At 56.1% G+C, this 25,513-nt stretch carries 25 protein-coding genes; 9 read left to right on the forward strand and 16 right to left on the reverse strand.

The window, feature by feature from the left end:
- Positions 1–87: 87 nt before the first annotated feature.
- On the reverse strand, positions 88–858 hold the full coding sequence (locus tag FHT28_RS25355) for an alpha/beta hydrolase (protein ID WP_168597653.1): 771 nt from the start codon (positions 856–858) through the stop codon (positions 88–90).
- 172 nt (positions 859–1,030) lie between these two features.
- Between FHT28_RS25355 and FHT28_RS25360 the strand changes: the two genes are divergently transcribed.
- Positions 1,031–2,005, forward strand: coding sequence for an AraC family transcriptional regulator (locus FHT28_RS25360; RefSeq protein ID WP_168597654.1), 975 nt, complete (start codon positions 1,031–1,033; stop codon positions 2,003–2,005).
- A 50-nt stretch (positions 2,006–2,055) separates the two neighbouring features.
- Here the strand turns inward: FHT28_RS25360 and FHT28_RS25365 are convergent, their stop codons facing one another.
- The 4 genes from FHT28_RS25365 to FHT28_RS25380 form a co-directional block, all read right to left on the reverse strand.
- On the reverse strand, positions 2,056–3,042 hold the full coding sequence (locus tag FHT28_RS25365) for an alpha/beta hydrolase (RefSeq protein WP_168597655.1): 987 nt from the start codon (positions 3,040–3,042) through the stop codon (positions 2,056–2,058).
- A gap of 69 nt (positions 3,043–3,111) precedes the next feature.
- Complete coding sequence (locus tag FHT28_RS25370) at positions 3,112–3,960, reverse strand: enoyl-CoA hydratase/isomerase family protein (RefSeq protein WP_168597656.1); 849 nt, start codon at positions 3,958–3,960, stop codon at positions 3,112–3,114.
- Positions 3,961–4,074: 114 nt separating this feature from the next.
- On the reverse strand, positions 4,075–4,503 hold the full coding sequence (locus FHT28_RS25375) for an OsmC family peroxiredoxin (protein ID WP_168597657.1): 429 nt from the start codon (positions 4,501–4,503) through the stop codon (positions 4,075–4,077).
- A gap of 407 nt (positions 4,504–4,910) precedes the next feature.
- On the reverse strand, positions 4,911–6,458 hold the full coding sequence (locus FHT28_RS25380) for an MFS transporter (protein WP_168597733.1): 1,548 nt from the start codon (positions 6,456–6,458) through the stop codon (positions 4,911–4,913).
- A 149-nt stretch (positions 6,459–6,607) separates the two neighbouring features.
- On the opposite strand from FHT28_RS25380, the gene FHT28_RS25385 reads away from it, so the two are divergent.
- The gene (locus tag FHT28_RS25385; protein ID WP_168597734.1) at positions 6,608–7,516 is read left to right on the forward strand and encodes a LysR family transcriptional regulator; all 909 of its coding nucleotides are present in this window, start codon (positions 6,608–6,610) and stop codon (positions 7,514–7,516) included.
- Between the two features lie 15 nt (positions 7,517–7,531).
- On the opposite strand, the gene FHT28_RS25390 is transcribed toward FHT28_RS25385, so the two are convergent.
- From FHT28_RS25390 to FHT28_RS25400, 3 genes are all read right to left on the reverse strand, one after another.
- On the reverse strand, positions 7,532–8,176 hold the full coding sequence (locus tag FHT28_RS25390; protein ID WP_113182917.1) for a response regulator transcription factor: 645 nt from the start codon (positions 8,174–8,176) through the stop codon (positions 7,532–7,534).
- Positions 8,177–8,297: 121 nt separating this feature from the next.
- Positions 8,298–8,669 (reverse strand): response regulator, encoded by a 372-nt coding sequence (locus FHT28_RS25395; RefSeq protein WP_168597658.1) that lies wholly within the window; start codon positions 8,667–8,669, stop codon positions 8,298–8,300.
- A 33-nt stretch (positions 8,670–8,702) separates the two neighbouring features.
- The gene (locus tag FHT28_RS25400; RefSeq protein WP_168597659.1) at positions 8,703–10,334 is read right to left on the reverse strand and encodes an ATP-binding protein; all 1,632 of its coding nucleotides are present in this window, start codon (positions 10,332–10,334) and stop codon (positions 8,703–8,705) included.
- Between the two features lie 510 nt (positions 10,335–10,844).
- On the opposite strand from FHT28_RS25400, the gene FHT28_RS25405 reads away from it, so the two are divergent.
- Entirely contained in the window at positions 10,845–11,342 is a 498-nt protein-coding gene (locus FHT28_RS25405; RefSeq protein ID WP_210255867.1) for a DNA starvation/stationary phase protection protein, read from the forward strand.
- Positions 11,343–11,376: 34 nt separating this feature from the next.
- On the opposite strand, the gene FHT28_RS25410 is transcribed toward FHT28_RS25405, so the two are convergent.
- A complete protein-coding gene (locus tag FHT28_RS25410) occupies positions 11,377–12,561 on the reverse strand; it encodes an acetyl-CoA C-acyltransferase (RefSeq protein ID WP_168597660.1) in 1,185 nt (394 codons plus the stop codon).
- 187 nt (positions 12,562–12,748) lie between these two features.
- On the opposite strand from FHT28_RS25410, the gene FHT28_RS25415 reads away from it, so the two are divergent.
- Positions 12,749–13,207, forward strand: a complete 459-nt coding sequence (locus FHT28_RS25415; protein ID WP_168597661.1) for a DUF4126 domain-containing protein — start codon at positions 12,749–12,751, stop codon at positions 13,205–13,207.
- On the opposite strand, the gene FHT28_RS25420 is transcribed toward FHT28_RS25415, so the two are convergent.
- The gene (locus FHT28_RS25420) at positions 13,204–13,812 is read right to left on the reverse strand and encodes a TetR/AcrR family transcriptional regulator (RefSeq protein ID WP_210255863.1); all 609 of its coding nucleotides are present in this window, start codon (positions 13,810–13,812) and stop codon (positions 13,204–13,206) included. The two genes, FHT28_RS25415 and FHT28_RS25420, sit on opposite strands and share 4 nt — an antisense overlap.
- A gap of 109 nt (positions 13,813–13,921) precedes the next feature.
- Between FHT28_RS25420 and FHT28_RS25425 the strand changes: the two genes are divergently transcribed.
- Entirely contained in the window at positions 13,922–14,725 is an 804-nt protein-coding gene (locus FHT28_RS25425) for an SDR family NAD(P)-dependent oxidoreductase (protein WP_168597662.1), read from the forward strand.
- 89 nt (positions 14,726–14,814) lie between these two features.
- On the opposite strand, the gene FHT28_RS25430 is transcribed toward FHT28_RS25425, so the two are convergent.
- From FHT28_RS25430 to FHT28_RS25440, 3 genes are all read right to left on the reverse strand, one after another.
- The gene (locus FHT28_RS25430; protein WP_168597663.1) at positions 14,815–16,329 is read right to left on the reverse strand and encodes a mechanosensitive ion channel family protein; all 1,515 of its coding nucleotides are present in this window, start codon (positions 16,327–16,329) and stop codon (positions 14,815–14,817) included.
- Between the two features lie 164 nt (positions 16,330–16,493).
- Positions 16,494–18,389, reverse strand: coding sequence for a monovalent cation:proton antiporter-2 (CPA2) family protein (locus tag FHT28_RS25435; protein WP_168597664.1), 1,896 nt, complete (start codon positions 18,387–18,389; stop codon positions 16,494–16,496).
- Positions 18,386–19,000, reverse strand: coding sequence for an NAD(P)H-dependent oxidoreductase (locus FHT28_RS25440; protein ID WP_168597665.1), 615 nt, complete (start codon positions 18,998–19,000; stop codon positions 18,386–18,388). Before FHT28_RS25440 ends, FHT28_RS25435 begins: the two co-directional genes overlap by 4 nt.
- Before the next feature lie 247 nt (positions 19,001–19,247).
- On the opposite strand from FHT28_RS25440, the gene FHT28_RS25445 reads away from it, so the two are divergent.
- The 3 genes from FHT28_RS25445 (at position 19,248) to FHT28_RS25455 (ending at position 21,608) form a co-directional block, all read left to right on the forward strand.
- Positions 19,248–19,877, forward strand: coding sequence for an isochorismatase family cysteine hydrolase (locus tag FHT28_RS25445; RefSeq protein WP_168597666.1), 630 nt, complete (start codon positions 19,248–19,250; stop codon positions 19,875–19,877).
- 61 nt (positions 19,878–19,938) lie between these two features.
- Positions 19,939–20,562 carry a cysteine hydrolase gene (locus FHT28_RS25450; RefSeq protein WP_246704941.1) on the forward strand — a complete coding sequence of 208 codons (624 nt, stop codon included), beginning with the start codon at positions 19,939–19,941 and terminating at the stop codon, positions 20,560–20,562.
- A 56-nt stretch (positions 20,563–20,618) separates the two neighbouring features.
- On the forward strand, positions 20,619–21,608 hold the full coding sequence (locus tag FHT28_RS25455; RefSeq protein WP_168597668.1) for an NADPH:quinone reductase: 990 nt from the start codon (positions 20,619–20,621) through the stop codon (positions 21,606–21,608).
- A gap of 62 nt (positions 21,609–21,670) precedes the next feature.
- On the opposite strand, the gene FHT28_RS25460 is transcribed toward FHT28_RS25455, so the two are convergent.
- A complete protein-coding gene (locus FHT28_RS25460; protein WP_168597669.1) occupies positions 21,671–22,096 on the reverse strand; it encodes a hypothetical protein in 426 nt (141 codons plus the stop codon).
- Between the two features lie 207 nt (positions 22,097–22,303).
- Here FHT28_RS25460 and FHT28_RS25465 point away from each other — a divergent pair, with 207 nt between their 5' ends.
- Positions 22,304–22,831: a helix-turn-helix domain-containing protein gene (locus FHT28_RS25465; RefSeq protein WP_281408465.1), complete on the forward strand. Its 528-nt coding sequence runs from the start codon at positions 22,304–22,306 to the stop codon at positions 22,829–22,831.
- A gap of 17 nt (positions 22,832–22,848) precedes the next feature.
- Here FHT28_RS25465 and FHT28_RS25470 read toward each other — a convergent pair whose 3' ends face one another.
- Both FHT28_RS25470 and FHT28_RS25475 read right to left on the reverse strand, forming a co-directional pair.
- Positions 22,849–23,913, reverse strand: coding sequence for an HlyD family secretion protein (locus FHT28_RS25470; RefSeq protein WP_168597671.1), 1,065 nt, complete (start codon positions 23,911–23,913; stop codon positions 22,849–22,851).
- Positions 23,914–23,926: 13 nt separating this feature from the next.
- Entirely contained in the window at positions 23,927–25,501 is a 1,575-nt protein-coding gene (locus FHT28_RS25475; protein WP_168597737.1) for an MFS transporter, read from the reverse strand.
- Positions 25,502–25,513: the final 12 nt, after the last annotated feature.

The following is a 25,513-nucleotide window of genomic DNA, read 5'->3' on the forward strand; positions in this document are numbered from 1 at the left end:
ACGATGCGAACGCAATCAATCACTAACTTCAAAATTAGAAGCTTATGTGGGTGGTTGCCTCCGGGCTTCGCCCGGAGGCGGGAGTCCCTACTTCGCCAGCGCGGCCTTTTCGATAACCGCGGCGACTTCCTTGGCGTGGACGACCAGCGATGCATGGCTGCCTGCCACTTCCGTCGTTTTTGCCTTGATGCGGCCCGCGAACATCTTCTGCGCTTCCGGAGCCACAGTCTTGTCCTTGGTGCTGATCACATAGAAGTTTGGCTTATCGTGCCATGCGGCGACGGTGACGGGTGCGGTGTAGGCTGTAACGTTGAGAGGAAGCTGCGAGTTCGCCAAGCTCTCGGCGACCTTAGCCGGTAGATCGGCAGCTACCGCCGAAGGGAAAACCTTCGGATCGATATACAGATTACCCTTGTCATCCGGGTGGATGGCGGCCGTTCCCTCGGTTGCCGGGCCACCTTTGGCAAGAGCCGCCAGAGATTCACCGACGTCGGGAGCGAAAGCCGACACGTATACCAAAGCCGATACCTTTGGATCGTCGCCAGCCTGAGTGATGACAACGCCGCCCCAAGAATGGCCGACGAGAACTGTCTTGCCATTCTGCTTGGCGAGCGCTTCCTTCGTCGCCTTTACATCGGCATCAAGCGAAGTCAGGGGGTTCTCGACCAGAGTGACGTGGTAGCCCTTCTTGGTCAGGATATCAGCGACGGGCTTCCAGCTCGTCTGGTCTACAAAGGCGCCGTGAACAAGCACGATATTATGGGCGGCGCCCTTTGGTGGCTCGGCCGCCAAAGCGGGAGCGGCTATCGAGGCTCCGGCCAGGAGGAGAGTTGCTGCAGACAGAAGAAGATTTTTCATTTTTTAAGCTCCATTTGAGTTGCCAAACAACGGTTGGATCATTGAGTGCGCAGGCGTTTTGGCAAAGTTACAACTGCTGATCCGAACTCACTATGTCGGACGGAATTTTACTTCCGCCGCTCGCAAACGCTCTGTAAAATGCCGAGATCGCTCGCATAAGAAGGTAGGTTAGGTGGCTTTGAAACCCCATGACAGCAACGACGATGTTCTTGCTCCAGCGTCCGATTTTACGCCGGGATATGATCTGTTGTCCGATATCCTCCGGTTTGTTCAGCTGTCGGGGGAGTTCGTGTTCACGACCGAACTCAGGGAGGGATCCAATCTTCACATTCAGTCGAATTCCGCCTTCCTTCATGTCGTTCAGGACGGGGAGTTGTCTGTCGAGCTGGACGGGCAAGCGCCCCTCCGACTGTCGTCGGGTGACGTTCTGGTCCTCCCGCATCCAGTCGATTATCGGTTTCGCGAAATTGGCGCGAAGCATCAACTTCACCCCCCTCTAGTTGTCAAAGAATTCGGTCCCGGAGACACGGTTCTCCGTCACGGTGAAGGCGAAACTCGAGCCCGGACAATCAGCGCCACGTTCCAATTCGCAAACCAAAACAACATCTTGCCCCTTCTAGCCTTGCTCCCGGACATGATCCACATCGCCAAAGATGCCGATCAATCGGCCGTGCTGATCCGCGATGTTGCCCAATTCCTGATCGTCGAAACCGCGGCGCGAGAGCCTGGGGCCGCGCTCATGATCTCCCGGGTCATCGACATTCTGATCATCCGTTCAATTCGGACATGGGCGAAGTCGCTGAGTCCGAGACAGGGATGGGTTGGAGCGCTACAAGACGCGCGGATCAGTCGGGCAGTAGCCGCGCTTCATCAAAATCCATCGCGAGAATGGTCCGTGGACGATCTGGCATCTGTCGCTGGCATGTCGCGTTCTCGGTTCGCCCAGCTTTTCTTGATGACGGTTGGAGAACCTCCGCTTCGTTACCTTCACAAGTGGCGGCTGGCGACCGCTTCAGATTTGCTAAAGCGGTCAAGTGTTGCGGTCGGAGAGATAGCTCACAGGGTAGGCTACGATTCCGAGGCAGCCTTTAGCAGAGCTTACAAGGCGATGTACGGGGTCAGTCCACGAGACGCACGCTCCACCTGACTGGTTGGTCGTCCCGGAAGCTTCATTTGGATCAGCCCCCAGGATGCCGCTTAGTTCTTGAGGAAATCCTTTAGGTAGCCAATGAGGGCTTCCGGCTTCTCTTCGGCGATGAAGTGGCCACTTCCTTCGACGTGAATAGTTGTCGATCCTGGAGCCCGATCGTCAAGCGACGCCTTCAGCCGTTTAAAACCAGGCCCACCAAGGCCGAGGACCGGCATAGTCAGCTTGCCATAGGTGCCGTCATCAGCGATGTCTTGGAGGAATGCCTGATACCACCCGTTGGTGGCGCGAATTGCATCACTACTCGCATAGGCCTGGGCGTATACGGCGCGGTCGGTAGCGTCGATAGCAGACTCGTCCTCAGCCATATAATGGAAGAACCATTCCTGCTCCAAATGCTCGCGACCTTCCATAAGCCTCTCTGGAAGGCCCTTCACCTGATGGAAAGCGAACCACCAAAGGTAGACGTTATCTTGGTCAGCCTTTTCATTAAATGATCCAGGAGCCGGTAGCATGGGAATTTTGAAATAACCGGCTGACGGGTGGCCTACATCCAGCATGACGAGCTTGGAGGTCTGCTCCGGATGGTTGGCGGCAAAGCTGAAAGCGACCATTGCCCCGATGTCGTGGCCGACAATATTTGCCGACTTGAGGCCGAGCTGCTTCACAAGTTCAGAAATGTCCAAGGCCATCGTCTTTTTGTCGAAACCACCCCCAGGTCGCTCGGAAGCGCCCATTCCCCGTAAATCGACGGATATGACCCGGTGCGTCTTGGCAAGCTCAGGCATGATCTTGTGATAAGACCACCATGTTTCCGGCCAGCCGGGAAGCAGGATGATTGGATCCCCTTCGCCTCCGGACACGTAGTGCAGCTTTATTCCGTTGACGGTCGCAAAGTTGTCGGTGAAGCCGGGAAGGGTCTTGACGAGTGCTGCGTCGGAGACGTCTTGCGTCTGACCGCTGGGGGTCTGTGCCGATGCCACGCTTACGCTTGATAGCGCCACACCAAGGGCGACAATATAAGGGCGAATGTTCATGGCTGTTATCCTGCTTGAGCGGCGGAACGAACGAAAAAGCCTCCCGCGCATGAGCGGGAGGCTCCGTTGTCAATCCTTCTTCGGGAAGATCGTACCAACTTCGCGGCCGAGATTATATTCGAGGTCGCCACGCGTCTGAAGGCCACGGTCAAGAAGCTGCTTCGTGATCGACGGAAACTCCGGTCGGGTTGCTGCACCCCAGAACGCATCCGAATGCAGCGGGTATTCCGCGTCCGGAAGTAGCGTATACTTGTTCACGTATTCCTTGATTTCCTGCAGCACGCGACGCTCCCACTTCGATACGCGAAGGGCGTACGCGTCTACGAATGCCGCAAAATCCTTGTCAGGGATCGCGCGGTTTACGTAGCCGTACTTCTCAGCAATCTCCGCGTTGAAGTCTTCGCCGCCGTAGAGAATTTCAAAGGTGCGGCCACGACCAACGAGCGTCGGCAGGCGACCAGCTGCTCCGCCGCCGGGCAGGGCGGTGAAGCCGACTTCCATCTGACCGAGAATTGCTTTCTCAAGGCTTGCGAACCGAAGATCGGTCGCAAGAAGGAATTCGCTACCTGCGCCGCGAGCAATGCCGCGAATTGCAGTAATCGTGACGACCGGGAGATGCTGCATGCGCACGAGGATATCGACCCAGGCTGCATAGCCAGTGGGGCTCGGCAAAGCTTCGGCGATTGCGGGATCCGCAACGAGGTCATAGTGCGCAAGGAAGAAGTCTTCGTCAGCACTTTCGAACACGACGACGTTGACCGTCGTGTTTGTTTCGAGTTCAGTGAGAAGGAGCTTCATCTCGCGCATCATGTCAGGACCAATGACATTGACGGGCGGATTGTTGAAGGCGACCTTCCAATACTGTGGCGTAACCTCAGTCAGATGAAACTGGGTCGGTTTGAAGTCTTTGATGAACATTAAAGTCTCCGAAAGTTTGGCCCGCGCTTGGGTGAGGGGCGCTGCCTACTGAAAAAGATTGGATTTCCGCCAGCTGACGGGCTCGAATTTTGTTGCAACTCGCTAGCAGCGGCCTTACGCGACGAGCGTCGCCTTCATGCCGATGTCGAGCTTCAGGATCACCGCGATGGTGCACGTCGTACGGGCACGCTCGGCGCAGTAGTCGAACCGCTCCTGGGAAATGCCTGGGACCCTTGCTTCGCACGTCACGAAAGAACTCTTGATCGCCGGATGGCCGTCGTCACCATACCCAAGCTCGACCTCGACCGACGTCTGGATGCTTTCAGCTTCGAAACCGATCATGCCGAAGTTGTTGGCGAGGGCCTGATTAAAGCAACCGGCCTGTGCGGTTGCCAGGAGTTCTTCTGGGCTTCCACCGGGCGTGCCCTCGAAACGGCTGGAAAAGGAATAGGGCTTTTCCTTGAACATGTCTGTCCCGGTGGAGAGGGTTCCCGAGCCCTGTTTCCAGTTGCCCTTCCAGTTTGAAAGTCCGGTCGCCTTCATCGTTCAATTCCTTCTCAACAGTTGGCACTTGGCGTTGGTCCTTCGCCTGGGGTGGGACGTTTAGGCCAACGGCCGGAGACGTGCGGGTTCCGGCGTGAAAGGCGCTGACGCGCCAAAGGGTTGCCGCACCAGTGATGGTGCGGAGTGTTGTCCCGGGTCTTCAAATTCTAAGGTTGATGGCGACCGAGTGTGTCTTCGCACTCTCGATCGCGTCAGCGTCAGCTCCGTGACGGTGCCAATTTGACGTATCGCCATGCCTTTGTTTGAACGGCGATCGCAATAGCCTCTAAGGCAGTTTCATGGAGACGGCGCTTACCCTCTCCATGTACGAAACATCCGATACCTGAGCTATCATACAAAGGTCGTAGCACTCTCAAAGCGATCGATAATCGACGCCAAAAGAGCTGCTAAATGCTCGAAATCTCTACGTCTTCCTCCCCGAGAGCGTTGTCCGGATCTGAGGTAACATTGCGGAGTGAGACCAGCACGACGGTCGCCGTGATCAAGGTAATGACCGTGAGGATCCAGAGCAGGGAGCTGAATGCATCACTATAGTCCAGCACCAGTCCAATCGACGTTCCCGGCGGTACCAAGGTCTGTGCGCCTGCAAGGTCGCCGGTAACCAGCCGCTGCGCAATCTCGGCAGAGCTGGGGCCGAGAGCGGAGGGAAGATGACTTTTGGTGAGAGCTGACAGAACGGCGGTGACAATTGCCAGCGCCACACCTTCTCCAGCCACACGCGTCGTGCTGAAGATGCCAGTAGCCATCCCGGCTCGTTCCTTTGGGACAACGCTGACGGCAAGCCCGTCCATCAATCCCCAAGGCAAGCTTATTCCGACACCGATCATTAAAAGCGGAATGGTCAAAACACTCGGTGAGGATCCTACCGGCGTCTGGCTCAGCCAGAAAAGACCTGCGGCGGAAACGAGCAGGCCGCCGCTGCAGACGGTTGCGGGGGCGAGCCATCGTGTGAGGACCCCTGCCGCGATCGGTAGTACCAGAAGTGGGCCGGAAAGCGCCATCATGAGCTGCCCGGCCGCGATCTCGTTCATGCCTTCTATGCCAACGAACCGAACCGGGAGCAGCACCAGTAGCACGACGAATGCGTAGGCTGGAGCGGCAGCCAGCAATTGAACGCCGACAAAGCGCGGATAACGAAACAGGGTCAGATCAAGCATCGGGTGCTTCGTTGAACGCTCGACAAAGTAGAACCCTATCATCAGCAGCGCGGAACCAATCAAAGGTCCAGCCACAGTCAGATCGCTCCAGCCAATTGCCGGACCTCGAAGGACCCCGTAGGTGAAGAGCGTTAGTGCGAGCGTAAATGTTATTGCGCCCATCCAGTCCAGTCCGGCCGCGTCTGGGTTCCGGGTCTCACGCAGGAATGGTATCCCAATTGAAAGAGCCAGGAGAGCCAACGCTACAACGAGCCCGAAGATCGAGGGCCATCCGAGAGCATCGATCATGGCGCCAGATGCAATCGGGCCGAAAGCCAGACCGACCCCAAAGCTCGCGCCGACCACGCTGAACGCACGCATTTGCGCCGTCCCCTCGAATTCCTGGGCAAGGGATGCCATGCCAGCGGAAAATGCCGCTGCGGCCCCTAAACCCTGCAGTGCTCGAAGGCAATCAAGCACGATGATGTTTGGCGCGAACGCCAAAGCCGCGGAGAATACTGTAAAGGCAACCAGGCCAAGCACGTAAATCCGCTTCCGGCCAAAGAAATCGGCGAGGGCGCCGAATGCCATGAGCGTGCTCCCGAAGGTCAGCATGAATGCGTTAGTGACCCAGTTTAACGCGACAGGGTCACCGCCAAGTGTTCGGCTTATTGCGGGAATTGCCACAGCTGGACCAGTGAAGGTCAGCGGCATCACGGCAGACGAGCAGCAAATGGCGAAGAGCACGATGAGGCGTGTTGGAAGGCCTCGTCGGCTATCTTGAAAAGTTTTGTCCATAGGGACTCCGCAGGTTTTGGAGGTCAAGGTTCGAGCCGTAGACAATCCTGTACATTGCCCAGACTCTCAGGATAGGTTCTCTCTAATCTTAGGATTAGACCCGCGTCTTTCCGTTCTTTCACGAAAGACACGCTCGAATGGTGGATCATGTGGACCAGTTCAACGGACTAGCCGCATTTGTAAGAACGGCAGATCTCGGTAGCTTCGCGGCCGCTGGAAAAGCACTTGGCTTGACGCCGTCGGCTGTAGGTAAGGCCGTGACGACTTTGGAGAGGCAGCTTGGAGTAAGGCTCTTTCAACGATCGACCCGAAGTCTTCGTTTGACGGAAGAAGGTCGGCTCTTCCATGATCGGTGCAGACGGATTCTCGATGATTTTGAAGATGCTCGAGCGTCGCTTGCTCGCGCTCTTGCCACACCAAACGGGCGGCTTCGTGTAAGCGTGCCGTTGGTGAGCTATCATTTGCTGCTCCCGGTGATCCCGGAATTTATCAAGCGATTTCCAGACGTCGAACTTGATATCGATTTCAATGATCTCATCGTGGATCTCATTGATCAGGGAATAGATGTCGCGATTAGAAGCGGCGATTTGCCGGACTCCCGGCTCACGTCGCGGGCGCTCCGACCGTTTCGGATGTTGCTTTGTGCCGCTCCCGATTATCTGGCCGAATACGGCACTCCGCTGCGGCCCAAGGATCTGGACCATCATCTTGCGATCCGGTTTCGATATCCGAACACCGGCAAGCTGCAGCCTTGGCCGCTCCGAGTCTCGGAGTATGATTTTGAGATGAGGGCGCGTACGGTTCTGACGTGCAACAACATGGAGGCGCTGCGCGGTGCCACAGAGAGTGGGCTTGGGATAGGCTTCATGCCAGATTTCCTTGCCCGAGCGGCGATTGCTGCGGGGCGTTTGCAGCCTCTTCTCACCGATTTTCTCGATGGCCCCGGCCAATTTCATTTGCTTTGGGCGTCGAACCGACACTTGTCGCCGAAAGTCCGCGTTTTCGTGGATTTTCTAAGTGAGCGCCTTTTTTCGAGCCACTGCGCCATTGAGGCGTGAACCCGCGATAGATCTCTATGCGGGCTCGCTCTGCACGATCAAATCAGTTCGTCGGATGAGTTCCGCTACCGACCTGACCTGCATCTTCCTCATCACGTTTCCGCGGTGAATTTTGACGGTTACTTCGCTGATTCCAAGTTCGTACGCGATCTGCTTATTCATAAGTCCCCTGCACACCACCATCATCACTTCGCGTTCGCGGGGAGTTAGAGTGGCAGCGAGGGCTCGAACGTCGTCGGCCTCAGATGCACTCTTTATTTCCTCGGCGCTTCGTGCGAGGGCGATCGAAATGGCATTGAGAAGGACGTTCTCCCGGAACGGCTTTTCGATAAAGTCCGATGCGCCAGCCTTCAGGGCTTGGACGGCGACGGGGACATCCCCGTGACCGGTAATGAATATGATAGGGACCTTTCGACCCAACCGTTCGAGATGCTCCTGAAGTTCAAGGCCGCTTAGTCCGGGCATGCGCAGGTCCAGCAGGATGCATCCCGGACCCTCGGTGACTGGCTCGTCCAGAAACTGCCGGGCCGACCCATAGGCACGGGTTTTCATGTTCAACGAATGGAGCAGGTCGACGATGCCGATGCGAAACTCATCGTCATCATCGATGACGAAGATTGTTGGACGGAGATCCGCTTGAAAGGTCGCTTGATGTTGCATCTTTACGTCCTTGGCGTTTGCCGCTCTGAAGAGAAGAATGACGGTTTTGGAGACGATGAGGGGAACGTTTGTTGGGAGGTCGCGAAAGCGCTATGTGGAATATGACTGTTCAGCCGCGCGTTCACCTTGTGCCAAGCAACTTCTCGAGATGGCCGATGAGGAGCCTCAGATCGACCGGCTTCCCGAGAAACGCATGTGCTCCGGCTTCCATTGCCGCTTTCCTGATGGCGTCTTCCTGATGAGAGGTCATGAAGATGATAGGCGTCGGATTTTTGCCACTGCGCAAGATCGCCTGTAACTCCAACCCGGACAGTCCATGCATTTTGACGTCCAGCAAGATGCAATCGATCAACGGTCGCTCGCCATATGTCAGGAAGTCTTCGGCCGAGGAAAATGAGCGACTCTCGTACCCGTACGACCTCAGGAAGTCCCCCATGGCTTCGCGAATCGACTGGTCGTCGTCCACAATCGCGATGATGCAACTGGAATTCATCGTCTTCTATGCCTTTGACTTTATTCGAAGGCTTCATCCTATCCGCGCCACCATTTGGGGGACATCATACATACGTGTGAGGCGACCTTTGCTCTCAACCGGAAGTGCGATTTCGAACGTGGCGCCGCTGTTATCGTTGTTTCTGACCGAAAGTTTGCCGCCTCTGGATTCGACCATTGACTTGCAAATCGCGAGGCCCATTCCCATCCCGAATGGCTTTGTCGTGAAGTAAGGCTCGAAGACATTTTCAATTGCTTCACTCGAAAGGCCGGGGCCGGTATCGCTTACCGACATCACAACGAAACCGGTCTCCGACGTCGATAGCCGAACGGAAATCCGACGTACCCGTGAACCTGCCTCTTCCATGGCTTGCATCGCGTTTGTGATTAGATTGATCAAAACCTGTTGGAGTTCGCTTTTCGATGCATTGGCGGGCGGGAGGTTTGGGGGGGACATCAGGTCGACTGAGACATTCTGCCGTTCGATCTCGTACTCCAAGAGCGTTCTGGTCTCCTCGACAAGCTCTAGAAGATCAACTTTTTCAGAGGCGATCGGCGTCCGTGAAAGCATCGCTTTTGTGGTTTTGACAATCTGGCTCGCTCGTTCACCATCTCGCATGGTGCGCTCAGCTGCACGGATTGCCGCGTTGAGATCCGGCGGATTGCGGTTCAACCAACGCAAGCACGCTTGAGCGTTCATGAGCAAAGCACCAAGAGGCTGATTAAGCTCGTGCGCCAACGATGCCGACAGGGCCCCAACCGCAGAAGCACGGGAGGCACGAGCCAACTCGGCCTGGGCCGCCATCATAGTAGCCTGCGCGGCTTCTCTTTCGGTTATATCGACAAGTCCGATGACGATACGATCTAGTCCCGATTGGTCCTCCGGAAACTCTACGGCCATAAGGATCACAGATTCCTCGCCGTGGAAATTTCGAATCCGGCCCTTCGATTCGAAGCGCCGCTGCCCATTGAAAAAGGCGTTTACAAAGCCGAACAGCGAGGGGCAGTCGTGGGGAATGAAACGGGATATAGGGCCGAGTGCTTGTTCGTGCGTGATACTCCCCAATATTTCCAACGCCGCGTCGTTGACCGCGACCGTCCGGATCGCATCGGTGCATGTTTTTGAGAAGTCCGGATTGGCGCGACTATAGGCGCACAGGTCGACGACACCGTTTGACCGGAGATCTTCCAGCAGGGCGTTTAGCGCCGTTAGATCCTGCTCCCACAGGGCAACGCCGCTCTGTTTGAAGATGGATCGGTAGCGGTACTCGCTGCTCCTAGTCCGGTTGTGAGATGCGAGAAGGGCTAGTCGGCTTGTTTCATTCTTGAAGAGCAACGCGGTCGTAATGATGAGTGCCGAAAGGGAGCCGACAAGTCGCAGAAACGTTGCGAGGTCATTGTCGATACCGTGGGACAGGAAGAACGAAGTCACGCAAAGCGTGGCGCACATGGCAGCCGCCGCAAGAATTCCAAGGCGTGAGAGGAAGTCAGCCGCCACGAGCATAATGATCACATAGAAGACGGCGACCGCGCTTTCGATGGTGGTGAATGTATCGATCAAGAAAACAGCGAACGCGTTGGAAACTGCCGCGATCGCCAGTGCGACGTCGTTCTCCTGTTCGATGGTAGATCGCTCCCCAGGGAGCCACTTCCACAGCCTGACCAAGACAGGTTTCCTTCAAGCAAAACGCCAAAGTCGTCGCTGGCTGCGAAACGCGGTACTTAACCAGCAGATCATCTCAAGCCTGACAGTCATCAGGTTTAAGACATATAGTAACTTTTGTTCGGAAGGGAAACTTGTATTTCACCCGAATTCGGCAATTGACGTTTTTGCCCGTGACATTTGCGTGATCAGGTCCGAAAAACCAAAAGTCCGCTCCGGCGGGGAGCGGTCTTGGCGGTTGGCTCCGCTGGCCAGGCGAGGGGTGATACCCGGCCGTAGGTGGAACGGGGAAAGTGCTCCACCTTCGCCCCAGCTGGGAGAGTAGGGCGATGGCCGACCGTAAACGGCATTGGGGGCGCGGCATATCATACAGAAGTGTGAGATCAGGCGACCCCGGCGGACGTTAAGAGTCGAATGTCCGAGTTACTGTTCGAGCGCCATTGAATTTCGATGCTTCAGATTGTTCAGGTGCTTCGACACAACACCCTAATGAAGATTGAAAAGGATAATTTCATGTCAGCAGCGCGTTCCACTCACCCCGTACTATCAGGCGCGTTCGACGATAAGGCTGTAGCCGAAATATCGTCCGCCTTGGCTGTACTGCTCGCCGATGCTTTCGCTCTCTACATCAAAACCAAGAATTTCCACTGGCATGTACGTGGCCGCCATTTCAGGGATTACCACCGGCTATTGGACGAGCAGGGGGAGCAAATCTTTGCGATGACCGACGCTCTCGCGGAGCGTTCCAGGAAGATCGGGGGGACGACGATCCGTTCGATAGGGCACATCGCCCGCCTTCAGACTATTAAGGACAACGATCTGGATCTGGTCGACCCCGCAGCGATGATTTCCGAACTTTGTGAAGACAACAAGCAGCTTGCCGCGGACATGAGGCGGGTCCACGAGCTGACTTCGGGTCTAAACGACTTCGCCACGACGAGCGTGTTGGAGAACTGGATCGAGGAGACCGAAGGACGCGCATGGTTCCTGTTTGAGACCGCTTCCGATTGAAGACCGAGCCTGTGCGACAGGTAGAATTGCTCGGCTATCCGAGCAATTCTACCGCCAGCGCGATCCCTTGGCCGCCGCCAATGCAAAGGGCGACGATCCCCTTCTTCAAGCCGTCGCGCCGCATCGAATGCAGGAGCCTGGTCGTCAAGATCGCGCCGGTAGCCCCAATTGGGTGGCCATGGGCGACGGCGCCGCCCTCGACATTCACTATCTCTTCCGGAATGCCGAGCGACTTAATAACGGCCAAGGGAACGGCGGCATAGGCCTCATTGATCTCCAGTCGGTCTACTTCCGCCAACCTCCAGCCCGCACGCTGCAGGGCGAGATTGATCGCTGGGACCGGACCCAAGGCAAACCTCTCCGGTTCCACAGCGCCCACGGCGAACGACACGATACGAGCAATCGCGCTAAGGCCCTTGCGCTCAGCGTAGTCCTGATCCGCGATGACCATAGCCGAGGCTCCGCTATTCAAGCCGGGAGCGTTACCCGCCGTAATCGATCCGTCGGCCCTGAACACGGGCTTCAATCTGGAAAGAATGTCGACAGTCGTGTCCGGGCGAGGAGCCTCGTCGACCTCGAATGTCACGAGACCCTTCTTTGACGGAACGGATATTGGTACGATCTCGGCTGCGAACTTTCGGTCAAGTTGCGCCGCGACAAACCGTTGGTGAGAGCGAGCTGCCCACCTGTCCTGATCGGCTCGGCTGATATCGAGTTCGTTGATAACGTCCTCGGTATGCCAGCCGGAATGCTTGCCCGAAAAAGCGTCATGAAGCCCGTCGGTGAGCATGCTGTCCAAGATCTCCGCATTGCCCATGCGGTAGCCGCCCCTGGCCTTTGACAGTAGGTAAGGGGCCCTATCCATGTTCTCCATTCCCCCTGCGACGGTCAGCTCCGCGTGGCCAAGTAGGATATCCTTGGCCGCAGAAACGAGGGCCTCAGCTCCAGAGCCGCAAACCCGGTTTACGGTCGATGCAGCCGCGCTAACTGGCAATCCGCCAGCTATCGCAGCTTGGCGAGCTGGATTCATCTTGTTGCCAGCTTGAATCACATTGCCCATGTAAACGCTTGAGACGTCTTCGCTTTTGACGCCGGATCGGAATACGGTTTCCTTAATGACGGCCGCGCCAAGATCGGCTGCTGGAAGGGCCTGAAGGCTACCTTCAAATTTTCCGATCGCGGTACGAAGAGACTCGATAATGACAACACGATGAGTCATGGAAATCTCCAATTTTCAGCAAGGGGCGAAGTTGCGCCGCCAAAACCGTCTCACATCACATAATTATCTTGCTTCAAAATTTGAAGTGAATAATGTCAATTTTATTATCTGATGTAGTCCGGACTTCCGAAAACCTTTCGTTGAAAGGGCTCAGAAGTCGCGATTTTAGATTAGCTGAGAGAGCGATATGATGTTCTTCCTTGCCCTTCTGATTGGGATCGTTGCTGGTTCGAGGGCATTGATTGCGCCGTCAGCGGTTGCGTGGGGTGCATATTTTTCATTGATCGCTGTGAGCGCGACACCACTCGCTTTTATGGGGTATCGGTTTACGCCATGGATATTCACGGCGCTTGCGGTTGTTGAGCTTGTCGCTGATAAGCTGCCCTCAACGCCAAGTCGAAAAGTTCCTGTTCAGTTCGGCACGCGTATTCTTATGGGAGCGCTTTCCGGCGCGACCATCGGGGCGGCAGGGGACTCACTTGCGGCTGGGCTGGCGGTAGGCATTATGGGAAGCGCCATTGGCACACTCGGCGGCGCTGCCTTGCGAGCACGGTTGGCACGCTACTTTGGCTCGGATCGACCGGCTGCCTTGGTCGAAGACGTTACAGCAATCGTGCTCTCGCTAGCCGTTGTTGTGCTCTGCTAAGCTTTGAGAAGATCCGCAGCAACTTCGTCGAGGATTTCGGTCGCGAGTTCCTGATCATCAACGGCTCTGGCAAGCACGACGGCGCCAACCATAGCGGCCAGCGTGCGCAACGCTTCCTTCCTGGCATTTTGCTTGGATGACCACGGAAATCGTTCGACCATCCTGGCGACTATCCCGGTGACATGACGTGTGAAGGTTGGCTTGAAAGCTGGCTCGCGAGCAACCTCTGCGCCAAGGGTCGCCATCAGGCATCCGTTGCCGGGGTCCGAGCAATGGTCTTCCGACAGATATGCCCGCACAAAATTCTCCTTACCTCTTTCGCTCTTCTCGAACGCATCCGTGAGTTCGACCGTGCTGTTCGAAATGTGCCCAAGCGTCTCGGCGATAAGCGCCTCTTTCGAGCTGAAGTGGTTGTAGAAGGGGCCGTGCGTCAACCCGGTCGCCTTCATGATCTCACCTACGCTCACGCCTGAAAATCCACGCCGCCTGTAGGCTCGAGCTGCCGCGTCTAGTATCCGAGCGTGTTTTTCTGCCGTTTCTGCTGCCGGATATCTCACCGCGATCTCCCTAAGATTTCGATTGACACTATACATGATAACCGTCATGCATCAACAACCAAACATGATGATCGTCATGCTTGGCGGTATTTTCTGGCGATCGCCGGTTTTGAAGATTCAAACAGGGCCGTAAGCTATCGACCCACACGGAGTAACAATGACTACGAACAAAAACAAAGGCACTGCCGTCATCACAGGTGCTTCCGCTGGTATTGGCAAGATCTATGCACAGCGCCTTGCTAAGCGCGGGTACGATCTAATTCTTGTCGCTCGCCGGGCTAACCTCCTCGAAGAAGTGGCAACCTCCATCCGAGCCGACTTCGGCGTCGAGGTCAAAACGGTCGTGGCAGACCTAGCGGTTCGCGCGGATCTTGACGCCGTCGCTAACCTGTTCTCGGCCGATGACAGTATTTCGCTTCTCGTCAACAACGCGGGAACGTCGACGCTGGGATCGCTGACGGCGGTCAAGCAGACCGAAATTGACGCGATGACTGGGCTGAACATCGGTGCTCTCGTGCGTCTCAGCCTTGCGGCCCTCCTCGCGTTCAAGTCCAGGGACAAGGGTACCATCATCAACATCGGCTCCGTACTCGGCTTCCACACCCTGCCAATCAGCAGCATCTACAGCGGTACAAAGGGCTTCGTGAACAACTTCACGCGCGGTCTTCAGGACGAAGTTGCTGAGACCAACGTCAAGGTCCAGCTCGTTCTGCCAGCAGCGACTGCTACTGACATCTGGCCGCTCTCCGGTGTACCCATCTCCGCTCTGGACCCCAATACGGTGATGGATGCTGAGCACATGGTCGATGCAGCGCTGACTGGCCTGGATCAGGGGGAGACGATTACGCTTCCGTCAGTTGAGGATCACCAGCTCTTCGCCGAGTATGATGCTGCCCGTCTTAAGCTTTTGGTAGCATCGCAAAGCAGCAAGTCGGCTTCCAGATACGCGTCCGGCAAGTAACAAGGACCGAGCAGGGGCGGCTATGACGGCCGCCCCCGGACAAGAACGCTAACCACTCTTTCGGCACTTGGATCCTGCTTATAGCGCGGCTAGCCCGCCCTTCGTAGCTGGAACAGGTGCCGGATTTTTTCGGCCAACCTATGCGCGTGATTGTCATTTGACGACGTTCTCAGGGCGCCGATCAGCTTGTGCTCGGCCTCGAGCCGTTGCGACAACATGACACCCAGTTCCTCGGCCAAGATTGGTCGCTCTCGCATAAGTTCAGCGAGCGTTTCCTGGGCGATCTCATACACCACAGCAAAGGTCAGGGCGGTGATTTTTCCGACCTCCTCGACGTCGGTAAGGACGCCGCCTTCACCGAAGCAGTCGCCGGGGGCCAACCGAGTCAGTTCAGTCTCGATACCCTGCTCGTGACGGGTGACGAGGAGAACGCCAGTTCGTACGATCATGAGCGAACTCAGAGTAGAGCACTGCTCCGCGATGATCGTGCCCTTCGCATAGGTCTTCCGGACCATGGCGGCGGACAGTGTCGCACGCTCGGCATCCGTTAAGGGGGCAAACAGCGGTATTGTATTCAGCAAACCAGAAGCCGACCCAGGTTGCGAGCCGTGCGCCTGATCGCTGTGTTGGGCAGGTACTGTTGCGGATAGGGCTGGCAGTTCCTGCCCGGCAAGCGGAAGGGAGGCGGCTCGACAGTGCCGGAAAGCGAGATCGTAAAGTTCGTTAGTGGCAGGGGCGACCGTAGTGCGGTCGGCGACACGACAGGAGAGTTCCACGACTATCGCATTGTTGGAGATGCTGGAGATCGTGACCGATGGGGGAGGGAACTTAAGAATGGAATTGCTACTCATGAGGACGTTGCGCATAACCTCTTCGATCGCGGCGGGCGTTCTCACTGGTGCCACGCTGAGTGAAAGAGCGATCCCGTGGCTTTCATCGGGCGTCGACAAGTTTGTCAACGTCGCCTTCGCAAGGGCACTATTTGGAATAATAACGAGATCGTTCGACCCGCTTAAGAGATGAGTCGACCTCCAATTGGTTTCGACAACCCGCCCCTTGGCTCCATCCGATAACTCGATCCAGTTCCCTACGCTGTACGGTCGTCCCAGGTTCAAAGCGATACCCGAGAAGACGTCGTTAAGTGTGCTCTGCAAGGCGAGACCGAGAATGACCGCGAACACACCCGATGTCGCTATCACGGTGCCTACCGGAACACCGAAGACATAGGCAACCACAGAAAGGCCAGCACCAAGGTAGATCGATCCCACCAGAACGTCTTGCAAGAGCCTGCCTTCGCGAGAGTGTTTCTCGAAGGCCCTGACCATGCGGACCAAGCTCACTAGAACCATCGCCCCGCCAACCCACCACACAGTCTTTGCGGTTCCCACGAAGAGGCTGTGAGCCATGGTGGAAACGCTGCTGCCCGGTTGATACGGCTCGATGTCGTTGGTGATAAGCAGAGCTGTCAACGAGACGAAGAAGACGACGTGGACGAGAAGTCTCAGCGATGGGTGCTGTCTGAGAAATGCCGCACTTAGGAAGATATCCGCGACCAGAAGGAGACAGAACTGAGCAGCTGGAGTATGGGCAATGTCCGAAATCATGAATGATCACAACGCTGTCTTGGAGGAAATGCCACGTTTGGCCTAGACTGCAGCGCTAGGACCAAAGAGTTCTCGCCCGTTAAAGTAGCGGTTGAAAATTAGCTTCAAAAATAAAAGCTAAATACGGCGGTTTTGGGTCGATGTTTGCGGTCTTGTGTGTCTGGTTAGGACCCAGCTGGTGCGGTCGGCGGGGTCCAGCCCCTGTCGAGTTCGTCCAAGAAGGCGCCCCTATTGCCGAGCATTGCGTCTTCAATCGCGCCGGTAATTTCCTTCACCTTCGCGACATATTCCGGGTTGTCGAAGACCGGTATGTCCTCGCGCCACAGCGGGGCTAGTTGCCGCAAACCAGCCCGGTCGTGCTGGACAAAGACGTTCTTACTCTTCTCGACGTCGTAGGGATGCATGCCCGTAGCGCTCAAGGCGTATCCCGCCGCTCGTACAGAGCTGTCGAATACCTCGCGAACGATGTCTGTGGCTCCGGCCTGGTAAAGCCTGTACACGTCCGCGCGATCTCTTGCTCGGGCTACGATATGCAAGCTGCTGTTCTCTCGGCGGGCATGCTTCACTATCTCAAGCGCTCTAGGCATGTCGTCGATGGCGACCACAAGTACCTTTGCTTCCCGCAATCCCGCTGAGTGCAGGAGATCCGGCCTGCTTGCATCGCCGAAAAACGACCGCATCCCCATCTTCCTCAACCCATCGACGATATCCGCCCGATAGTCCAACACCACGGTCTTGTGGCCATTGGCGACCAAGATCCGGTTGATGACTTGTCCAAAGCGACCCAGACCCGCGATTATGATGTGTGCCTGCTCTGGAATCTCATCCGACTGTTTGCCCTCGACCCGGTTGAAGCGAGGAATAATCAGCTTATCCAGGAGTATGAACAATACCGGCGTCAGCATCATTGAGAGGGCGATCACAAGAAGAAGGATGGCAGCGATACTCTCGGCAAGGACCGCACTTTGAACGGTGAATGATAGAAGCACGAACCCGAACTCGCCCGCTTGGGCAACTCCAAGCGCGAACAGCCATCTGTCAGCGCCTTGAAGCTTGAACATTCGCCCGAGTCCATACAACACAGCGGCCTTCGTCGCCATGACCGCAGCTGTCAACGCGGCTACCAAGGGGAGTTGGTCCCATAGTAGTGTGAAGTTTACGCTTGCGCCGACCGTGATGAAAAACAGTCCAAGGAGAAGGCCTTTGAACGGCTCGATATCGCTTTCGAGTTCATGACGGAATTCACTGTTTGCGAGCACGACGCCCGCGAGAAAGGTGCCCAATGCCGGAGAGAGCCCTACCAGCGTCATCAACAACGCGATCGCGATAACGAGCAGTAGACCGGCGGCCGTGAATACCTCCCGCAGCTTGGAAGCTGCGATTATCCGAAAGAACGGACGCGAAAGGTAGTTTCCTGCGACCACAACAAATCCGACTGCTGCCACCGTTATTAGCGTGACCTCCCAACCAGGCATGCCAGACATCCAGTCCGCCGCCTGCGATGCGTGGCCACCGGAGTGAGACGCAGATTGCGACGCAATCAGCTCTGGACGAGCAAGAAGCGGGATCACGGCCAATATCGGAATGACGGATATGTCCTGAAAGAGAAGGACGGAGAAGCACGATTGCCCACCATCGGATTTGAGGAGGCCTTTCTCCCCTAGTGTCTGTAGGACGATTGCAGTGGACGACATTGATAAAACAAAACCCGCCACCATCGACACATCCCAGGGGACACCAACGGCAATTCCCAAGAGGGTAAGGACGCCACCCGTAACCAAGACCTGTAGGCCGCCCAGACCAAGCAGCCTTGTCCTCATGTCCCAAAGGGTCCGCGGCTGAAGCTCGAGACCTACGAGGAACAACATCATGACGACCCCGAATTCTGCGAATGTCTGCAGGTCCTCGGTTTCATTACCAACGAGATGGAGCAAAGGACCGATTACGACACCGGCTATGAGATATCCAAGGACGGATCCTAGTCCTAGCCGTTTGGCGATGAGAACCGCAACGACCGCCGCCAAAAGGTAGATGAAAGCCTGGAAGAGAAAACCATTCATGCTTCCATCTCCTTCCCCATAGGAATGTGGCTGTAATCAAGAAAGTTCTCGCGCGAAGGTATCGCGGGATCGAGCCGATCATCTCGCAGTGCTTCGAGAAGCGACCGATAGGCGAGTATGTGGCGAGGTGCTCGCCCATCGCTATTCGCGTCGATCGCACCGAAAAGTACAAACGGCGGAAGAAATGTCATGCCGCAGACCTCTACCGATCTCTGTAGCGGGCTGAGCAGCGTTCTAAGTCCATGCATTCGATTGACGTCTGCGTCATAGGCGGCAGGCCGTCCGCCTGCGGTGACGACAGCAAGGAATTTCTTGCCCTGAAGTTTGTCACCGCCAGGTCCGTAGGAAAAACCATACTCCAATACGAGATCCTGCCATTCCTTCAAAAGGGAGGGTGTCGAGTACCAGTACAGCGGAAACTGGAAAACCACTGTGTCGTGGGCCAATAGCCGCTTCTGCTCGATGTCGATATCGATCCCGAACGTTGGATACTCCGCGTACAAATCTGCAAACGTTACGTCAGCGACAGAACTCGCGGCTTTTGCCATCGCGAGATTTACTCTGGAGTGACGCTGGCCAGGGTGTGCGAATAGAACCAGGACGCGGCTCATCGGACCTCACTTCATTGATTAAAAACGTGCTGCCGAGACGAAGGTCAACCCAATCGGAGGGACGGGAGGAGCGGCCAATTCGCCTGGAGCGGGGACTGCCGGTGGCCGAAAAATCCGAGCCCGAGCTGAGGGCTTATCAACACACGCGATCGTAGGCAAGTAGCTTTCTTTTTTGAAGCTGCGTTGACTTGAGGCAATTAGCTTTATATTTTGAAGCTATTATGTCCATCAGGAAGCGGAGATGCCGATGCCCGACCTATTGTACCCAAGTAATGAGACTGCGCTTCTCGTGATGGATCCGTACAACGACTTCCTGAGTGAGGGGGGCAAGCTCTATGATCGAATCAAGGACGTCGCGCAAACCGTTGGCCTCTTTGACAATCTACGAGAAATAACCAAGGCGGCCAGGTCGGTCGGAATTCAAGTCTTCATCGTTCCCCACCATCGATCACATGAGGGGGACTATGGTAACTGGAAGCACAAGAACCCCACACACGTCGTTTCAGACCGCCTCAAGACATTCGCGGCTGGAACTTGGGGCGGGGAGTGGCACCCAGATTTCGGTCCCCACCCTGGCGATGTCGTAATCAAGGAACACTGGTCTCAGAGCGGTTTCGCAAACACGGACCTCAACGAGCAGCTCCGACAGCATGGTGTCGAAAAGATAATCCTCGTTGGTCTGAGAGCCAACACCTGCCTGGAATCGACCGGTCGATTTGGGATGGAGCTGGGGTACCACGTCACGCTTGTTAAGGACGCGACTGCGTCCTTTTCCATGGAGGAGATGCACGCAGCGCACGAGGTGAACGGTCCGATGTTCGCTCACGAAATTTTGACGACGAGGGAGGTCATCTCGAATTTTGTGACCGCAGCTTGAGCCCCAGTTTTCCGACAGATCCGCAATCCTTCGATATCAACGCATGACAGTGAGACGCGCCATGAGAATCTATCCAACTGATCGCACTGCTCTTCTGATCGTAGATCCCTACAACGACTTCATGACCAAGTGCGGCAAGCTGTTCGAGGCTATCAAGGACACCGCGGAGTCGGTCAACTTCTTCGACAACCTCCGCCGAATTATCAAAGAGGTTCGGGCTGCCGGAATCTCGGTATTAATCTTGCCTCATCACCGGTCCCACGAGCACGAGTTCGATAACTGGAAGCATATGACACCGTTCCAGAAGGCGGGCGTACCTCTCAAGGCATTCGAAGTTGGGACATGGGGAGGCGAGTTCAACGAAGAATTCGGCCCGCAGAAAGGCGATGTCGTTGTCCAGGAGCACTGGGCACAAAGCGGCTTCGCCAATACTGACCTCGATCTCCAGCTAAGACAGCGCGGTATTGAGAAAATCATCCTCGTTGGCGTGATTGCAAATAGCTGCATCGAGTCGACGGCACGCTTCGGAATGGAGCTTGGCTATCATGTGACGCTTGTCCGCGATGGCGCTGCCGCCTTCAGCCACGAAGGAATGCATGTTGCGTTCAACATCAATGGACCCACGTACGCACATTCGATCCTGACGACCGAGGAATTGCTGGCAAAGATTCCTGTGGCCGCCTGAGCTGCTGCCCTATTCCACGCCCCCTCATCACTGACGACACGCGACCGCGAGGGACTATGAAAGCTGCGTTTTACGAGCATCAAGGGGATGCAAAGGACGTTCTGCAGGTGGGCGCCCTGATTGATCCGACACCCGGCCCAGGCGAGGTCCGGGTGTCCATTCGCGTATCCAGCGTAAATCCTACCGATCTTAAGGCGCGTGCCGGGTACGGCGGGGCCCCCATGGCGTTTCCGCGCATCATTCCACATCAGGACGGGGCAGGGATAGTCGACGCCGTTGGCGAGGGAGTACCCGTATCTCGGGTTGGGGAACGGGTATGGATATACGAAGCGCAAGCTGGACGCCCCAGCGGCACCGCAGCCCAGTTCACCATTGTACCGGCCGAGCGGGCGGTCCCGCTACCGGACAACGTTCCATTTGAAACGGGTGCCTGCCTGGGCATTCCCGCACTCACTGCTCACCGTTGTCTTTTCGCCGACGGCGACATACGCGGCAAGCGAGTGCTAATACAAGGTGGGGCTGGCGCGGTCGGCAATGCTGCCATCCTCCTGGCAAAGTGGGCAGGTGCATGGGTTGCGACGACCATCAGCCGCCCCGAGCAAGCGGATGTTGCTCGAGCGGCAGGCGCCGATCTCATTATCAATCGTCGGACGGACGACATCGCTGCTGTCATCCAGTTGGCCACTGGCGGGAGCGGCGTTGACCGCATTGTGGAGGTTGACTTGGCTGCAAACATCCAAGCCAATCTGGCCTGTATTGCGACAAATGGGGTGATATCGAGCTACGCTGCCGGTGATCCCAAATCAGCAGTTGCTCTACCTGTTTTGAAAGCGATGCTGAAGGCAGTCGTGGTACGGTTTGTCTTTGTCTATTCGGTCCCAAGCGAAGCGAAACAAGAAGGCGTCGATGCGTTGACTGCTTGTCTGGAGGCTGGTGTCTACAAGCCGACAATCGCCGCTCGGTACCCCCTTGAGGAGATCGCGGGGGCCCATGAAGCGCAGGAATCAGGCAAGCTGATCGGCAAGATCCTGATAACGATCGGTTAGTCGGCTGACCGCTTGAAATCATAGCGCTTGCAGACCTTACGTCTGCAAGCCGGTGAGTTTCTTCAAAGCGACAATGACGACAAAGCATCATTAGCACTATTTCCTTGGTGCTTCGCCTGCTCTTCAACCTGCTTGCGGATCTCGTCCTCGATTTGTTGGCGGGCGTCCGCCGACAGCTGTGCAAGGGAATCTTCGGACAGGTTGTGCGCCGCCAGATATTTTGCGCGGATCATCTCCGCTGGATTCATATTTGCCCATTTATGAAGCTCATCCACCAGGTCCTCATGGCGTGCGTCGCTATCGTCGCCAGAAATGGAAAGGCCGCTTTTATCGCCTTGAGAAGCGGCAATGTCTTCGGGGACGGTTTCCGCCGATGTCGATCCCCCAACTGAATTGATAAGGTCGCTGAAATCAGATCCATCGCCACTCTGGCGTTTGCCTTTGGCGGTCGAGGTCGAAAAGACGCTTGTTGTGTCGTCGATCTTCATAATATTCCCCAAAATTTCGCTGAGAAGGAACGGGAATCTGCGGAAAATAGCGATTCCTTGGTTCAATTTTTGAAGTTTCTCTTGCGCTTGTCAACGGATCCGCCCATTTTATCGGTGGGTGAAATGTTGGATGCAAGGGAAGTTGAGCTTCGAGCGGGTGGGACCGTCTTGGTGCTCAAGTGCATTCTTATGACAAAGGAAGATTAGATGAGCTGGGATGGTGTATCGGACACGACGTGTCCTATCGCCCGAGGGCTGTCTATCGTAGGCGAACGATGGACGCTTCTCATAATGAGAGAACTTAACATGGGCTCTCGTCGTTTCGATGACATTCAAGCGCAGACAGGGATGTCTTCGCACCTGCTGTCATTGCGGCTGAGGCAACTGGAAGCCGATGGCGTTATTGAGCGCCGGTTGCCGGACAATGGCTCGAAACGTCACGAATATTACGCCACGCAGAAAGGTCAGGAACTCGATCGCGTCTTGATGGCTGTCAGAGCGTGGGGACTTAAGTGGGGCGAGTACGGCCCGGATGAAGAGCCCGCGACAACGCTGGTCTATAAGGAAACAGGCAAGCCGGTTCGCGATAATCTGATGACATTTGGAGATAGTGACTTGGAAAGGTTCGCGAAAACCGAAACGGTCATGAGTGAAGCCTTCTCGAAGGAGCGGCAGCGGAAGCTGGCCGCCTTCAAGGAGGCGAAAAGCATTAAGAACGCAGCTGCCCACGCCTGACGCCGCTTTCGTTACCATCATTTTGATGCCACAGATTCGCCCGACACCGAGTCCGTGTCGACGGAAACAACCACCGACAGCCCAGGAGCCAACTGGGCAGAGAGTGGTTGTGATCCGTCGACGGAAACCCGGACGCCCACCCGTTGCGCCACCTTGGTAAAGTTCCCGGTTGCGTTGTCAGGCTTTACGACTGCAAACTCCGAACCGGCGGCGGGAGAAAAATTTTCGATCCGCCCCTTCATTTCTGCATGCCCAAGAGAATCTACGGTGAAAATCACCGGCTGGCCGATCTTCATTCCCTCGAGCTGTGTTTCCTTGAAGTTGGCGATGACCCAGACGTCCTGCGGGACAAGCGCCACGAGCTGTGTTCCGGCGGCCACGTACTGACCTAGCCTGACGCCAACCTCTCCGAGCCTACCCGCTTTCGCTGCTGTTATGGAGGTGTGCTGGAGATCGATATCGGCAAGGTGTACAGCCGCCTCAGCACCGCTGACCGCAGCCTGCAAGGAAGCGCGGTTGACGATGATCGCCGCTAGGTTTTGTCTCGATACCTCAAGTGCCGCCTGGGCTTGGTTGACGGCGGCTTTTGCCTGGTCGAGCCCAGCTTGCGCAGCTTCGGAGTCGCTTGTGGTCGATATTCCCTTCGTAACGAGGTTTTCGATCCGGTCCCAAGACAGTTGAGCATGCTTTTCGGCGGCCTTCGCGCTGTCTATCTGAGCATCGCTGGAAGCAATGCTGGCTCGTGCCGACAGCTCCTGCTGCTGCGAATTCAACAGAGCCGCCTTCTGACCATCGAGAGCCGCTTGCGCCTGCTCAAGGCGTTGCACATATATCCGGTCATCGATCTTGGCGATCAACTGACCCTCTTCGACCTTCTGGTAGTCCTTGACTGGGACATCGGTTATGTAACCACTGACCTGTGGGCTGACGATTGTTACGTATCCCTTCACATATGCATTGTCCGTTGTCTCGACGGACGTATCGAAGGGCGGCAGATGCCACGCGTATAGCAACAGCAAAACGCCGCCGATCCCAACGAGAACCGCAATCACTTCGAGTGGAGAACGAATGAGCTTGAACATGGGCGGAATTCTTTCATGCGACTGCGGCGGATGGTGCAGACGATCTTGCTAGTTTCGAGTGTAGGGATTGATATGTCATGTGAATGAGCATCAGTGCGAGCGCCACCACGGCTATCGCTCCCGCAACGAAGAAGGCATCACCGAACGCGAGGGTATTTGCTTCCCTGGTGACCTGCGCTGAAAGAAGGGTCAGTCCTTCGCTATTCATCAGCGTCGGGTCGCCCACGACCTTCGCGTAGGGTGCAGCCAGGGTGCTCAAGCGGTTCGCCACGATAGGGTTCGTTAGCGTGATTTGTTCCGCCAGAATGCTGGAGTGGAACTTCTCCCGTATCGTGATGAATGTTCCGTATGACGCCGTCGCAACCAATGCGCCGATAACTTGCGTGAACATAAAGACCACGAAGAAGGTCACCACATATGCAGGGCCCTTGGCAAAGGCGGAATTGAAGAAGTCAGCCAGCGTTGGAGGCACAAACATCGCCGAGCCCATCGCAACAAGAGCTTGGCTTAGGTACATTTGCTCCGGGCGTGTAAGGCTCGTGGTCTGGCTGTCGATAAACGCGCCCGTCGCAAGAATTACGAGCGCTACGACCTGAATGCTTCGGCTGTATCCCCGGTTGAGTAGTGCCGCGCACACGAACCCACCGACCACGGTGAAGACCAGGATGATCAGGTAAAGCATCTGTAGCTGATCGAAGAGCAGTCCGATGTTCTGGTACCACAGCATCACGATGGCAGACTGTTCTCCCGTCAGCAGACGGAAGATTAGCAAAATGCCGAAAATATGGATGTTGCGCCAAGAAAGAAGCCACCGAAAATCGACCAATGGATGCTCTCGGCCCAGCTCGATCATGGCGGCAATGAACAAGGAAGCAACAGCGACAACAAGCATAACTCCCAGCCATGGAGCCTCGAACCACCAATAGGGCCGCCCCACCGAAAGTGCGACCGCCACACAGCCGTAACCAATCGCGATGAACAGGTAGCTGACGACGTCCGTACGGACGATGACCTTGACGCGTGGTGGCGCCGTCAAGGGCAGGAGAAAGATGATCGGAAGCACGAGAAGTGCCAAGGACATCTCAAGTGTGTACAGGCCACGCCAACCCCCGAAGTCAATGAGGGTTGGCGAGACAAGGCGTGTGAGTGGTGCCCCAAGCATAGAATTCATCGTCACCAGACAGAGGCCGACGGTGCCCCGCTTCTGCGGCGGGAAAATCTCCAACATGTAGAGAAAACCAAGCGTGGCGAGTGGTGCGGCCGCGATGCCGCTGAGGAAGCGGACGACAATCGCCGACTGGAGATCAGAGATGAAAAGATTGAGTGCCGATGCTCCGATGAAGCAAATCACCGCGACTTTGGCGAGGGCGCGGACGCCATATTGCATGCGAACTTTAACCAGGAGGATGCCAAGGCTAACGTTCGGCGCCATGTAGGCGGCTGACAACCATGCGGCCTCGGTCGTCGTCGCAGCGATGGAGCCCTGTATCTGATTCAGGTTCGCAAGAGCGAGGTTCATACCCAAGCCTTGCGTCAAGAACAACATTACTGAAGACAGGAAATAGAGCACCGATCTCCACGGTGCCATCGGCACGAATGG

It is taken from the genome of Rhizobium sp. SG570 (assembly GCF_012275345.1).
Lineage (GTDB): Bacteria > Pseudomonadota > Alphaproteobacteria > Rhizobiales > Rhizobiaceae > Rhizobium > Rhizobium lusitanum.